At 39.3% G+C, this 13741-nt stretch carries 14 protein-coding genes and 1 pseudogene; 5 read left to right on the top strand and 10 right to left on the bottom strand.

All coding sequences use genetic code 11. The features are described 5' to 3' along the window. Entirely contained in the window at positions 1-2145 is a 2145-nt protein-coding gene (ppk1, locus tag EHQ16_RS03455; RefSeq protein ID WP_135636327.1) for a polyphosphate kinase 1, read from the bottom strand. Positions 2146-2170: 25 nt separating this feature from the next. On the opposite strand from ppk1, the gene fliD reads away from it, so the two are divergent. Beyond that, positions 2171-4093, top strand: a complete 1923-nt coding sequence (gene fliD, locus EHQ16_RS03450) for a flagellar filament capping protein FliD (RefSeq protein ID WP_135636329.1) — start codon at positions 2171-2173, stop codon at positions 4091-4093. Beyond that, positions 4090-5052 carry a hypothetical protein gene (locus EHQ16_RS03445; protein WP_135636331.1) on the top strand — a complete coding sequence of 321 codons (963 nt, stop codon included), beginning with the start codon at positions 4090-4092 and terminating at the stop codon, positions 5050-5052. Before fliD ends, EHQ16_RS03445 begins: the two co-directional genes overlap by 4 nt. On the opposite strand, the gene EHQ16_RS03440 is transcribed toward EHQ16_RS03445, so the two are convergent. Continuing rightward, positions 5049-5264 carry a hypothetical protein gene (locus EHQ16_RS03440; RefSeq protein ID WP_135636334.1) on the bottom strand — a complete coding sequence of 72 codons (216 nt, stop codon included), beginning with the start codon at positions 5262-5264 and terminating at the stop codon, positions 5049-5051. The two genes, EHQ16_RS03445 and EHQ16_RS03440, sit on opposite strands and share 4 nt — an antisense overlap. 94 nt (positions 5265-5358) lie before the next feature. On the opposite strand from EHQ16_RS03440, the gene EHQ16_RS03435 reads away from it, so the two are divergent. After that, entirely contained in the window at positions 5359-6162 is an 804-nt protein-coding gene (locus tag EHQ16_RS03435) for an HAD family hydrolase (RefSeq protein ID WP_135637304.1), read from the top strand. On the opposite strand, the gene EHQ16_RS03430 is transcribed toward EHQ16_RS03435, so the two are convergent. Then, entirely contained in the window at positions 6136-6987 is an 852-nt protein-coding gene (locus EHQ16_RS03430) for a class I SAM-dependent methyltransferase (RefSeq protein ID WP_135636336.1), read from the bottom strand. The genes EHQ16_RS03435 and EHQ16_RS03430 overlap by 27 nt on opposite strands. 112 nt (positions 6988-7099) lie before the next feature. Here EHQ16_RS03430 and dapF point away from each other — a divergent pair, with 112 nt between their 5' ends. Beyond that, positions 7100-7942, top strand: coding sequence for a diaminopimelate epimerase (gene dapF / locus EHQ16_RS03425; protein ID WP_135636338.1), 843 nt, complete (start codon positions 7100-7102; stop codon positions 7940-7942). Between the two features lie 58 nt (positions 7943-8000). On the opposite strand, the pseudogene EHQ16_RS19680 reads toward dapF, so the two are convergent. The 4 genes and pseudogenes from EHQ16_RS19680 to EHQ16_RS03410 all read right to left on the bottom strand — a co-directional run. After that, positions 8001-8108, bottom strand: a pseudogene (locus EHQ16_RS19680) (DUF86 domain-containing protein); the annotation flags it as partial. Positions 8109-8141: 33 nt separating this feature from the next. Continuing rightward, the gene (locus EHQ16_RS03420; RefSeq protein WP_135636340.1) at positions 8142-8456 is read right to left on the bottom strand and encodes a nucleotidyltransferase family protein; all 315 of its coding nucleotides are present in this window, start codon (positions 8454-8456) and stop codon (positions 8142-8144) included. A 176-nt stretch (positions 8457-8632) separates the two neighbouring features. Then, entirely contained in the window at positions 8633-9334 is a 702-nt protein-coding gene (locus tag EHQ16_RS03415) for a lysophospholipid acyltransferase family protein (protein WP_208729552.1), read from the bottom strand. A 22-nt stretch (positions 9335-9356) separates the two neighbouring features. Then, positions 9357-9647 carry a hypothetical protein gene (locus EHQ16_RS03410; RefSeq protein ID WP_135637306.1) on the bottom strand — a complete coding sequence of 97 codons (291 nt, stop codon included), beginning with the start codon at positions 9645-9647 and terminating at the stop codon, positions 9357-9359. A gap of 261 nt (positions 9648-9908) precedes the next feature. Here EHQ16_RS03410 and EHQ16_RS03405 point away from each other — a divergent pair, with 261 nt between their 5' ends. Beyond that, positions 9909-10394 carry a DUF4468 domain-containing protein gene (locus EHQ16_RS03405; RefSeq protein ID WP_135636342.1) on the top strand — a complete coding sequence of 162 codons (486 nt, stop codon included), beginning with the start codon at positions 9909-9911 and terminating at the stop codon, positions 10392-10394. Positions 10395-10413: 19 nt separating this feature from the next. On the opposite strand, the gene EHQ16_RS03400 is transcribed toward EHQ16_RS03405, so the two are convergent. Genes EHQ16_RS03400 through EHQ16_RS03390 form a run of 3 tightly spaced genes read right to left on the bottom strand, consistent with a single transcriptional unit; the run spans position 10414 to position 13700 of the window. Next, on the bottom strand, positions 10414-10689 hold the full coding sequence (locus tag EHQ16_RS03400; protein ID WP_135636344.1) for a hypothetical protein: 276 nt from the start codon (positions 10687-10689) through the stop codon (positions 10414-10416). A gap of 42 nt (positions 10690-10731) precedes the next feature. After that, positions 10732-12300 (bottom strand): adenylate/guanylate cyclase domain-containing protein, encoded by a 1569-nt coding sequence (locus tag EHQ16_RS03395; RefSeq protein ID WP_135636346.1) that lies wholly within the window; start codon positions 12298-12300, stop codon positions 10732-10734. Between the two features lie 5 nt (positions 12301-12305). After that, positions 12306-13700 carry an MFS transporter gene (locus EHQ16_RS03390; protein WP_135636348.1) on the bottom strand — a complete coding sequence of 465 codons (1395 nt, stop codon included), beginning with the start codon at positions 13698-13700 and terminating at the stop codon, positions 12306-12308. Positions 13701-13741: the final 41 nt, after the last annotated feature.

Here is a 13741-nt window from a genome sequence, read left to right as displayed (position 1 = left end):
TTAAATATCTACCATATCAATTTGAGAGTTTACCGCCGGATCATCATCCCCCGGTGCCAAACGTGTATAAGATCCATCTGATTCTAAAACACGAGCTTGTGTATTGTCGCGGAGTAGGAGTTCGAGAATTTTCCCGATCCTTTTTTTATGTTTGTCTTGTAAAATTGGAAACATAACTTCGATTCGGCGAAGGAAGTTTCTTGGCATACAATCCGCCGATGCCAAATATACTTCTGGTTTTCCACCGTTTTCAAAACTATAGATCCTTGAGTGTTCTAGGTATCTTCCCACAATGGAACGCACATTGATTCGATCAGAAACCCCCGGAATTCCGGGCCGCAGGCAACATATCCCACGAATGATTAAATCAATTTTAACCCCGGCTTGTGAGGCTTCATACAGTTTCAAAATGATATCTGGATCCACAAGTGAGTTCATTTTGAAAATGACACGAGCTTGTTTTCCATTTTTTGCGTTGTCTGTTTCTCTTTGGATGAGATGAAGAAACTCTTCTTTTAAAAAGGTAGGAGCTGCATAGATTTTCGAAAGCCTTGGCATCTTTCCTGAACTTGTGATGGTATTAAAAAGAATCGCCACATCTTCAGTGATTTCAGGATTTGCAGTGAATAAACTTAAATCTGTATAAAACCTAGCAGTGGTCGAGTTATAATTTCCTGTTCCTAAGTGGACATAGCGATTGAGTTTGTCATCTTCTCTGCGTACGATGAGTAACATCTTACAATGGATTTTGAGTCCTACGACACCGTAGACAACATGCACACCACTATCTTCTAATTTTTTTGCCCAACGAATGTTTCTTTCTTCATCAAACCTTGCTTTGAGTTCTACAAGTACGGTAACCTGTTTTCCGTTTTCGGCAGCTTCGCCTAAATATTGGATGATGGGAGAATCTCCGGAAGTCCTATACAAAGTCATTTTGATCGCCAAAACTTTAGGGTCTTGGCTTGCGATCTTTAACATATCTTCGATTGATTTAAAACTTTCGTAAGGATGATGGAGGAGGTGATCGTTTTTACGAATTTCAGAAAAGATAGATTCACTTTTTTTGGCAGCAAATCCAGATTTGGGAACAGGGTAAGAATATTTTAAGTGACTTGTTTTTTCTAATCCTTGGAAAAACATCAAATCGTTTAAGCTAAGTAAGGTGGGAATTTCCATTACTTGGTATTCTTCTAGTTCTAAAAGCCCTTGTAATAGTTCTTTGATATGTCCAGCACCGGAATGAACATCCAAACGAACGGCATCACCCCACATCCGGTTTTTTAATTCGTTTTTCATTGTGGCGAGTAAATCGCCTATATTTTGTTCTTCGTTGATGGAAATGTCAGCATCACGTACAATTTTAAATGTATGGATTTGTTTTACATGCATTCCATAAAAAAGGTCACCTAAATGGAGTTTGATGATCTCTTCTAATGGAAAATACCTTCTGACATCGGATTCTTTGTTTGGAGGTAGTTGTAAAAATCGAGGGAGAACACTTGGCACTTGGACAATCGCAAATAATTCTTTTGCTTTGTTTTTGTCATCATCCGAATACAGAGTGATCCCCAAATTCAAAGTCCGATTGAGAATGTGGGGAAAAGGATGGGATGGATCAATTGCCAGTGGTGTGAGGATGGAAGACACTTCTCGTTTATAATAATTTTTTACAAACTGAATGTCATCACCAGCAAGTTCACTGGGATCTTGCACTACAACAATCTTGTTTTCTTTTAATTCAACAAGGATCTCTCCTAAGGCTTCGTATTGTCTTTTGACAAATAAACCCACTTTGGAATAAAGTTCCGCCAAAGTTTCGGAGGTGCGTTTGCCATTGAGGCTTCGTTCTTCGATTCCTGCTGATTTTAAATTGAGTAGGCCCGCAACCCGAACCATAAAAAACTCATCCAAATTGGATTCAGTGATACAAAGAAATTTAAGGCGTTCTAGAAGGGGGTTTTCCTTATCGAAGGATTCTTCCAAAACGCGGTGGTTGAAGTCGACCCAGGAAAGTTCGCGGTCGAAGAAGATATTTTGGTTCCCCAGTTCTATTTTTTCTGTAGGGCTAGCAGTCATAATTCTAGGATTTGGGAAGGAAAAAATTCTGTAAATTCCTAATCCTTTTGTAGAAATCGACGACATTAGATTCAGAGGGATTTAGGACGATATGCCAGCATACACTATGCCGGGTCTGATGACTGGGCAAAATACAAACGATATCGTTAAAAAACTGGTCGAACTCGAACGTCGGCCCATCAAACGGTGGGAAACCGAAAACGAATATTCCAAAGCGCAGGTGCAAATTTGGGGTGAGGTGAAAAACCTAACCACAAATCTCCAAACCAAAAGCCGTGCCCTCGTTTCCTTTACCGCACCTTTTGCGACAAAATCGGTATCTTCTTCGGAAGAAGGGGTGATTACAGGGGAAGCCTCTCGCGCTGCCAAGTCCGGAAACCGAGCTTTGGAAATTACAGAAATGGCAAGCAAACACCAGTTATCTGGTGTTGCCGTTGATACAGACATTCGTCTTCCTGAAGGTAGTTTTACAATTTATTCAGGGAAATCAAAAGAAACAGTTACCTTTCCTGGTGGGGGACTGAGTGAACTCACAAATTCCATCAAAAATATGGCAGGTGGCCTAGCTGACACTTCCATCATTAAAATTGATAAAGACTCATCCATTCTCACCGTAACTTCTGTAAAAACTGGCAAAAAAAATGAACTCCAGTTTGCCGATCCCAATGGGATTTTGAAACTTGCAGGTCTTGTTGGTGAAAACAAAGCCAGTGCAGAAGACACAAAACAATTATTATCTTTAGATGTACTCAAATCCAAGGTTTGGGACCAAACCAAGTTTAAAAAGTCTGAAACAGAAACTGAGAAACTTGTCCAATCCGAAGAAGGAATCAGCATCAAACCGGACACTGCCTTTTCCATTCCTGTCGCAGTAACAGAAATCAAAGAAAGAGCTTTTCTGGAAGTGGAAATCGTGGGAGAAGCTCCTGCTGTGATGGAGATGGGAATTGGATTTGAAAAGGAAGGAAGTGTTCGAAACAAATTCCTGCCCATTACTAAAACAGAATCCAAATATATTTTTTTAGCTGGTGACAACGCTAGTGATAAAAATTTAACAGCGATTATACTGTCAAATGCAGCTACTACACCAGTTTTAATTAAATCAGTGACTCTTGTGACACCTCCGGCTCCAGGCACTGCGGAACCACTCAAAGTTTTACAAGAAGGGAAAGATCTTAAAATCAAAATTGATGGGGTGGAGATCACTCGTGAAACAAATGATGCCATCGCTGATGTTTTGGAAGGGATTTCTTTTAATGTTCACAAAGTTACAGAAAAACCTGTCACTTTAAAAATTCATGTGGATCATGCGAAAGGTTCAGCCCTCATCAAAGAATGGGTGGATGCTTATAACGAACTCATGAAGTTTTCTAAAGAGGTCACATCCGTTGAAAAAAACGGAAAGATCTCTGATAAAAAAGAAAGTGATGATTCTAAATCGGCAGACATCTCGCGCGATTTTTGGGACAACAAATCCAAATCGGGAATCCTTGCCGGTGAAAACGCAATCCTAAGACTCATTGCTTCTCTAAAAACAACAGCAAACTCATATTATCCGGCAACGAAAGAAAATGGATTCCGAGTGTTAACAGACATTGGAATTTCCACCGGGGCTGTGGGATCCAACTGGGAAAAAATCCAAGACGGACTTTTACAAATTGACCAAGAACGTCTCATCTCAGTCCTTTCGGAAAATCCGGATGGGGTTCGTGATTTATTTGCCTCTGACCCGAATAACGATGCGAAGATGGAAGAAGGTGTTGGGATTCGTTTACTTGAAATCCTAAAACCATATAACCAATACGCTTCTGGAATTGTCACAAGTAAGGTGAAACTTTTAGAAGAAAGTGTCGCAGGGAATAATAAAAAAATCAAAGAACATGAGTCTCATCTCATTAGTTTTGAGGCCAAACTGAAACAACGATTCCTCTACATGGAACAAGGTGTAGGTAAAAACAAATCAGTTGGAAACTATTTACAGAATAATATGTTTAGAGGGAACGGTGGGGAATGATGAATATTTATATCAACGAACAACAATTAGATACTAAATTAGATGGCGAAACAAACCTCGGCCAAGTGTTGGATGAAATTCAAAAGTGGATTGAATCCAATGGAAAGTATCTTCGCCATTTCACAGTTAATGGGAAAGAATTAAATCGTTCCGATCTAAATGCAGTGGGTGTGGATGAAACCGAACGCCTAGATTTGTTTGTGGGTGAAGAATTGGATGTGATCGAAGATGGCCTTTGGGAAGTAGACAACTATGTAGACAAAGTTGGTAGCACCCTTGTTGGTCGTGATTCTCTGACAGAAAAAGAAACAGAGGATTTAAAAGAAGGAATTCCCTGGATCATATCTATGATCCGTACCACAACTAAAATTCTGAATTTAAACTTAAACCTCATCCAACCTATGGGGAAAGGTAAAAACGTAGAAGAAATTTTGGAGTCCTTACAAAACGGATCAGAAGTTTTAGATTCTACAAAAGCCATTGAAACTTTTTTAGAAGACCTTCGGGATGTAAAACTTTTTCTTATGGATCTTAGCACTCGCCTTGCTGTGATGCGTATGGACGAAAGTGAACTGATTGAAATCATTTCTCGTTTTGTAGAAGATAAAGAAAAAGTCATCAAAGACTTTATGTTGGTAAATGAAAATTTCCAATCTGGAAAAGACCATTTGGCTTCTGAAATTTTAAATGATGCTGTGGGTCGTTTAACGGGCCTTATGTCGGCACTCGTATCTGTGCAAACTCGTCACGCGGAACTAGATTGGCAATCCCTTGCCATTGAAGATAAAAAACTTTCTGATGTGATCACAAGTTTGAACGAAACACTTTCGAACATTGCTTCGGCCATGGAAAAAAATGACATAGTGTATGCAGGTGATATTTTGGAGTATGAACTCCCTGAGTTACTTGGTGATTTTATTCCTTTTCTCTCACTTGTTTTAGAAAGAGTTACTGTTTAAAGATTTGGTTCTTTCGGGAATCGGGTAGAAATCCGGTTCCCAAGCCCAAATAGAATCCCCACAAAAAACACCACCCCTCCCCAAACCAAATTTAGATTCCAACCTAGGGATTTTTCATACATAGGATCAGACCAAGTCCAAACTCCATAGAGAGATAAGATGAGCCCAAGGACGAGGAATAAAACTGCCAAAATGGATGATAGAGAAATCATGGCGAAACTCTAGAGGGAGTTTGTAAGAGATACAAGTAATTATTTATCAACCAAACCGTTGACAGAATGTTTGTCCCAAGTTTTCTTTTCGGATATGGCTTTGTTTTTGGATCTGGACAATACTCTTTTACCTTCGAAACCTGCGTACGATTTTGCCATTGGTGAATGTGCCAAGGATTGGAAGGAGCGAAAGTTAGGTGGAGATTTTTTTTCTTTGTATGAATCGGCTAGGAAAAAAGTAAAAAACCAACTCGAAGGTCATAGTTCGAATCGGCTTCGCCTATTATGTTTTAAATTGATGATGGATGTTGTCAAACATTCAGCCATTGGAACCAATCATACAAATGATCCTGAATCATTGGCAATCAGCGGTTTTCAAACAAAAGACATCGTTGATGTTTTATGGATGGAGGAAAGATACCACTTCCATTTTTTATCTTATTTGAAAACAGAATCAAAAAAAGAAATCTACCAAACCAAACTATTTCCGAAACTTGTGGACTTATCGAAAAAAGTTCCTGTATTTTTGACAACGAATGAAACTTTAAGAACCCAGTTATTAAAAGTTTCTTCTTTTTTACCAGATTCATTTCGTTTCACACTCATCACTTCGGAAGAGGTGGGGTTTGAAAAACCATCTACAGAATTTTTTTCATATGTATTAGAAGCGACCAAAGAAAATCCAGAGGATTCTATCTTACTTGGTGACAATTGGGAAGATGATGTATTGGGAGCAAACCGTCATGGGATCGCAAGCATTCACATTCCGGAGATGTGGGGGCAAGGTGCGGATTTAGCCGAGTATGTTTCTGAAACTCCGGCACCGATTTGGACGGCACCGAGTACGGTCACTGCTTTAAACTTTGCGGAATTATGGCTTCACAAGCGTCAAAAATAGAGTATTGTTCCAGTTGATGGTTCCAAAACTAAGAGTAAAGATTAGTTTGGTGAAATAATAATAACCTAACTTAAAATAAACGGCAAGTTTACTTTTACTCCCCGATACGGAAAGGATGGGCATAAGTACTTTGTATTTAGGATTTATGAACCCACATTGTTTTCCGAGTTCTGCCAAAGTGTGCATCTTGTAATTGTTTACATGGTCTTTGGCTTCTAAGTAATGAACACCTTCTTGCATTCCTTTTAGTTTCACCTTCAGATTGGCTTTGGCAAGTTGGATGGGAAAATTCGGCGTTTGTAAAAATAAAATCCCACCAGGTTTCAATAGTCCGTGTAAGTAAGTGAGTAAAGAGTGCGGTTTGGGAATGTGTTCGATCACGTCCCACAAAGTGATGATATCAAAACTTTCTTTAGGTAACTTCGAGTCCTGAACAAGACCTGCATAAACAGTTTTCATTCCGTTTTGTTCGTTGGCAAATTTGACAGCTTGTTTGGATATTTCATACCCCACGGCCGACCAACCTGTTTTTTTCGTAAGTACAGCCTTTACAAAAAAGCCAAGTCCACAACCCACATCGAGAAGGTTTCCTTTCTCCGATTTTAAGTAGGTGGAAATAAAATCAGAATACACGGCTCGGTGAGCATTATCCCACCATTTTAAATCGTAAGTTTGTTCTGCCCCGTCCCAATAACCTTCGTAATGTTCTTCTTGTTCGTAAGAGGAATATACATGTCCACAGCTTTTACATTCTAAAATTGGGGTTCCGTTTTCATTGAATACGGTTTTTGACTCGGGAGATTGGCAAAGAATACAAGATTTCATGGTCTATTCAGTCAGTCTAACTAGTGAGAACAAGGGTCAAACTAAAAAACCTTGATCCGGCTTGCCAACATCCAAGGCCAAAAAAACATGGGGTGAGATAAGAGAGGATCAAATGAAAATCAACTTCACCAAAATGGAAGGAATTGGAAATGACTATGTGTATATCGATGCAACGAAAAACGATATCCGTCTGAGTCCCGAACAAATCCAAAAACTTTCTGACCGCAATTTTGGAATTGGTGGAGATGGGGTGATTTTTATCCGTAATTCGAATACCGGTGAATTCCAAATGGATATGTACAACTCGGATGGAAGTTCTTCTGAGATGTGCGGGAATGGCGTTCGTTGTGTGGGAAAATTTGTTTTTGACCATGGCCTTACTAAAAACCAAAAACCAACCATTGAAACAGGAAAGGGAGTCCTCACCCTCGACTTAAAAACAGGGAACTCGGGCAAAGTAGAAATGGTCACCGTGGATATGGGAGAGCCCATTCTCAAACCATCCCTTGTTCCTATCGTATGGAAAGGGGACGAACCTGTGATCAACCAAGTGATTGAAGTCCAAGGGAAAGAATATCACTTTACGGCTGTTAGCATGGGAAATCCTCATTGTGTGATTTATGTGGATGATGCCGATGCCTTCCCGGTTCGGGAAATTGGACCCCTCATTGAAAACCATCCTTTGTTTCCACGAAGAGTGAATGTGGAATTTGTATCCGTTCGTGGCAAAGACCATCTCTACCAAAGGACTTGGGAGAGGGGAACGGGAGAAACCTTAGCTTGCGGGACAGGGGCCTGTGCTGTGACTGTCGCTTCTATCTTAAATGGAAAGACGGGTCGTGCTGTGAAGATTGATCTACGCGGCGGAACCCTTCATGTCGAATGGAAAGAAAATGGATCTGTCATGATGACAGGCCCTGCTACGGAAGTGTTTTCTGGAGAAGTGGAAGTTTAGGTAAATCAAAATTAGGCTACTCGATATTTGGGTAGTCTTTGTTTTGCGTAATCGTATATCAGTCAAAAAGTGTTTTTTCTTTTTGCAAAATTTCTTTAATTTGAATTTCAAGAACTGGAATTTTGTTTTTAACAAGATCCCAAACAATATCGTAATCTACGATAAAATTTCATTATAAATATGTTTAATGTAATCTATGTCAGACTTCAATTAGAACTGACTCACTTTCTAAAGAATTTTTAAGAGAACCCGAGATAGAATCAGTAGTCAGGAGATCAACTTTTACGTTAAAGAGGTCTTCCAATAAAAAAGTTAGATCAATGTAATTATCAAAACTTTTCATTCCAGGTTTGAATTTAACTAGGAAATCAATATCGCTATTTTGATTTGCTTCATTTCTTGCGACAGATCCAAAAAGATGAATCGTCTCAACTCCTAATGAATCCAGCTCCTTTTTGTAATTTTTTAAGGAATTTTGAATAGAGTCTGAATCTAAAATTTCAACTGCCGCCATATCTCAAAATCTATCGATTTTTTGCAAAAGTCAAGCGATTGAATGTGTGGGGTTTCGCTCTTTCTTTGGTATTTTCTCAAAATTAAATAAGAGTGTAACCAATGAACCGATGCCCAGAGATAAACCTTTATAGGATTACGCGTAGAAATACTTTATACGAACCAATTGGGATTCGATTACTTTTTTAAATAATCTACTTTTTGTAATTCACCCATTCTACGTTTGGTTTCGTTCGAAACCTCCACCATACCCTTGTCAAGTGGTAGGTGAGCATAGTTTTCGTATTTGATCACTTCACCAAAAACCACATTGATTTTTTTGTAAACCACGCGGCGTTTGATATCACAAACTTCTTTGGGCATCCCCATAAAAGCACGTACCAATGGTGGGATGGGATAATCAGTAACCGTTTCTTCGTCTGGAATGATGACAGTAGGAAGGATATCCACTTTGTTTCGAAGGCTAAAGGCAGCGAATCCAGAATGGAAGTTGGCAAGTGGGGCAGAAAAATCATTTTGCACCATATAGTCATGGCCTTCTGGAAAGATTCCAAGTACATCCCCATTTTTAAAGACCTGTTGTACCTTTTTGATACTGGCCATAGAGATATTGCCATCGATGGCCATAGGAATGGTTCCCGTTTTTTCTACTAAGTCTTTGAAAAGAGGAATGCGAGTGGTATACTCTGCTGCAATCCAAGAAATGAATCTAGGAAACACAGAACCAATGACAAAGGGATCCATATCACTTCTATGGTTACAAGTGAGGATGAGTTTGCCATTGGGTACAATGTTGTGGTAACCGTAGACAGTTGTGTTTACCGCCAAATTAAAGAACGGAGTGACAAACTTTTTGATGTTCTCAACATTCTTTTTGATTTGGTCTACGGTGTTTTCCATTTCATTCTCCTAAGATTTTTTGCCACCAAGACTTGGCCTGTGGGTCTGTGGACGGAATACGAGGTTCTCTTTCCACTCCGCCTCCATTGGACTCTCTGGGATCACTGGGGTTTACGTTTTCTCTACGTTTTTTTCCTATATGTGGGCTGGGAACAGTTCTCTTAATCTCTTCCAACTCTTTTTGAGCAGATACATTCGTTTTTAAAAATGCACGGATCTCATCCCATTGGGGATCAAAGTCGTTTCCGTACATGGCATAATTCATAAGATCAATACGATCAAAATCGGGCATGATCAAGATTGAAAGTGATGCCCCGACAAATTCAATCCAATTTTTATTCGGGCACTCTAGAATGGGGGAGGGCAGTTCCGAAAATAATAAAGTGAGAGATAGAATCGAGTCCAAGAGACATAAGATCAAAAAAACAAACCAGAACACATCCTTGTTGCCGCCGAATGTCGTACCATTTCCCGTACTACCAAATAAAGAGAAAATTTTCCATCTTTGTGAAGATTTGTTTTGCGAGTCCGGTGATGAGAGGGAAGCATAGAAATGATGGCAAAACGAATTTTCTTTTTATCTGTATTTTTCCTTTTCTTTCAAAACTCCATGTGTTTGAAACTTTGGGTTGTTTCTTCCAAATTCCGAACCACAGAAGACTCGAGAGACCATAAAACCTACCAAAAAACTCGAAGTTTTCTAAAAGCGAAACAATGGTTGGAATACAAATTGGATCCAGAACTTTCCAAAATCGAATTGGAGAACCAGGAAACGGGAGAGTTTCGAGGCATTGGACTCATTAAATGTTACGTTCCCTATGGAATTGGAGAAGTGGATGCCAATGAACATGAATTTGAATATGTAATTAAAATTCGAGATGGTCATGCGGACTTCCAAGTGAATAAAATCTTTTCCTTCATCCGAGACCCTAACGATATCGTTTTGAATTATGGGCCGAAAAATGAAAAGGTGGCAAAAATTACCATCCGGTCTTGTTTCAGACCTCTCATGGACGATTTTTTTGAATTTATCAAATAAGGAAATTTAGGCGGAAAAATTAATAACCGAGCGGGTTACCAACTGTGGAACCCGTGGAACCGTAAGTATTGGTTCCAGTTGGCCTATCGGTAAGTCCATAGTGGTTGAGATTGTTCGAATTGCCGTTGTTAGTGGATGATCTGGAAGATGAATCGGTAGAATCTGAAGAAGAATATCCACCTTGCGTTCCATCCCCTTCCAAAAGATCGAGGATGTCTTGGCGGCTGACAAGTTTGATATCGTTACACGAAACAAAAAAGGAACCTAAGAGCAAAATACCAAGGGTAAACTTCATTCCATCCCATTCTGAACTTTTTTCAAATCTGGTTCAACCATTTTATTCCCCTAAAGAATAAGAATAAATCTTCTCTTTGGTTTCCCTTCCTTTCAATTCATATTCACCCTCCGATTGGAGTTTTGAGCGAATATCTTCTGGTAAAAGGATCGATGTATTTTCTGTAAGAAGGAGGTTTTTCTTTAAACCCTTACAAAGTCCTTCCACTCTTGAAGCTGTATTGACAGTATCACCAATCACGGTAAATTCCATGCGGTTCGTTGAACCAATATTTCCTACAAGTAAACTTCCTGTGTGGATTCCGATTCCCATCTTTAGTTCGGTGAGCCCTTCGCTTAAAAACTGTGCATTGAGGGAATCTAGATTTTTTTGCATTTGTAGGGCAGTGGCAAACGCTCGTTCGGCGTGATCCGTCATCGGCATGGGTGTTCCAAAAACTGCTAAAATGGCATCACCGATAAATTTGTTGATAAACCCACCGTGTATTTCAATGGCATTACTCATTTCTTGGAAATAACGATTGAGGATGTATAAAACTTCTTCGGGTTTTCTTTTTTCCGAAAGTTTAGTAAAGTCTCTGAGATCCGAAAATAGGATAGAAGCCTCTACAACCTTTCCACCTAAACTATGTTCATTGGAAAGAAGATAATCTCTGACTCTTGGATCTACAATCCGACCAAAGGTATCTTTGATCCTTTCCCTTTCGGCAAGACCCTCTGCCATTTCATTCACCGCATCTCCGAGTAAACCGAGTTCATCAGAGCTGAAAATTTTAACCCGAGTATCAAACTTTTGTTCTTTGATGAGTTCTGTTGCTTTTTCAATTTGGTTGAGTGGGTGTTGCAAACTAGAGGCAAAAGACATCGCAAATGCAAAGGAAAAAACAAGCATAATGGCAATGACTTCAAAGAGAACATCATTGTGAACTAGTTCATGAAGGTTAAAAATATTTTGGCCAGTTCGGAGTAAAATTCCAAAAATGAGAAGGACTATGGGGAAGAGAGTTGATGCGGCCCAAAAGATAAATTGTTTTGTGACAATGGAAAATTGTTTTCCGTGAGCATATTTGCCGAGGCCACCTTCAGGAAACACACATGGGATGATGAGGAGTTTATTTAAATACGTGGTTGTGGCGTAAGAAAAAGCAAAAGCGAATAAACCCCAAAAACCAAATAAAATAGAAACTGTAACAATACTTTGGTGGGGAGCGTCTGGAAATAGTGCATCGATGCGACAAACACTTAAAAAATTAGAGATTTCCCATCCGATAAATCCAAGTAAACTGATGGTAAGGGGGGAATGAACTATTCGGTGACGAGCCCTTTCTTCAGAGATAAAGTTACAACCTTTAGTGGAAAAAAGAAATTTAGCAATGGGTAGACTGTAAACAAACAAAATAAGGGTGATGATAGGAAAGGGAGCCCAAGTAAAAACAGCTAATGTTATATCTTTAGTGACTTGTGTGGCTTCAAAGAGCGCGAGGAACTTACTTGGCAAAAAAGCCGAGGCAGTATAGTTCGCAAAAATCAGTGTGAACAAACAAGCACAGAATGGAACAATGAAGTAGATTAATAAAAAAGCAATGAACTGAACTCTGCGACCTGGTTTCATATAAATCAATTTTCCTTTGAGAGTGTATCTCTTTGTTTTCGTTTCAATAAGATTCTTTGGACTTGGATGTGTTTTTGGTCGCTTAGGGGAAAAAATAAAAAGAGGAGAGAACCTAAGATAAAAAAGAATCCAACCCCAGGGCCAAAAATCATAGCAAGTCGAAATCCCACATCTTGTGATTGAGTGGCCGCACCATTTTGAAATCCAATGAAATCGAGTAAAAAACCGGTGATGGCAATCCCGAAGGCCTGCGAAAACTTTACACCCATCTTCCAAATCCCAAAATACAATCCTTCTCGTTTTTCACCAGTTTTGAATTCATCATAGTCTACAACATCTGTTAGGATGGAATCCATGATGAGGATGGAGCCAGCACAGATTCCACCGATAAAAGCAGCGATGAGAGGAGGTCTTAGTTCCCCATAAGGGAAAAGTGGATAAACAATCACAGTAAGAACTCCAAGCCCAAAAACTCCGAGAAACGCCGGTATTTTTTTCCCAATTCTTTTAGCGATCCAAACCCAAAACCCAATCGAAAGGAGAAGGACTAAAAAAAATGGTAAGAGGATGTTGATGACCACAAGTGACTCTTTGAGACCTAACCTGTGTTCGTAGTAGTAAAGCGCTATACTTGAATTGAAAGTTCTTCCTATCGTCGCAATGATAAATGCAAAAAGTAGGATGAGAAACATTTTATTTTTTAATACTGATGTAAATGAAGTAACAAAAGAGATTTTATTTTCTGGTTTGGGACTTGATATATCTTTGCCTTTGGTCACTAAAAAGGTGATGATGGATGATCCTAAAATGACCAAAGAAACAATTTCACCTGCCACTGTGCGAGAGGTGATGATATTGTTTTTTGCGGATTCATCACCTAAAGATTGTAATATGGCAGCAGGTACAATCATCCCAACGAGCATTCCTATATTACTAAAAAATAACCTCCATCCAAAAATGGACGTCCTTTCGTTTCGTTCAAAACTAAGTTCCCCTCCGAGAGCAATATGGGGAACAGAGATGATGGTCATGGCTGTATTTACAAAAAGATAAACAGATAAAAGATAAGAAAATTTTCCGATTTGGGTAGTGAGGTGTGGGGGTGAAAAAAGAAGAAGAACGGCCAACGAAAGTAAAATCCCACCAAGTAAAATATAGGGTCTTCTTCTCCCCCATTTTGTATGGGTGTGGTCAGAGATACGTCCCATCAGTGGGTCACTCACAGCGTCCCAAATGACGGAAATGGAAAGAGCGATCCCGGCCAAACTCGAGTTTAATCCAACAATTTCAGTATAATATTTGAGTAAATAAATTTGAGTGAAGAGTTGAACGGCCGTTATACCGGTTTCGGCCAATCCATATCCCATTTTTATGGGGAGTTTTAATTTTGTTTGGTTCATTTTGGATTTAAGTATTGGACTGTTTGTAATCTGTATCTGGA

Origin of the sequence: Leptospira kanakyensis (assembly GCF_004769235.1) — a bacterium.
Lineage (GTDB): Bacteria > Spirochaetota > Leptospiria > Leptospirales > Leptospiraceae > Leptospira_A > Leptospira_A kanakyensis.
Note: the sequence above shows the minus strand (reverse complement) of the source record. Positions and strands in the feature narration are given on the sequence as shown.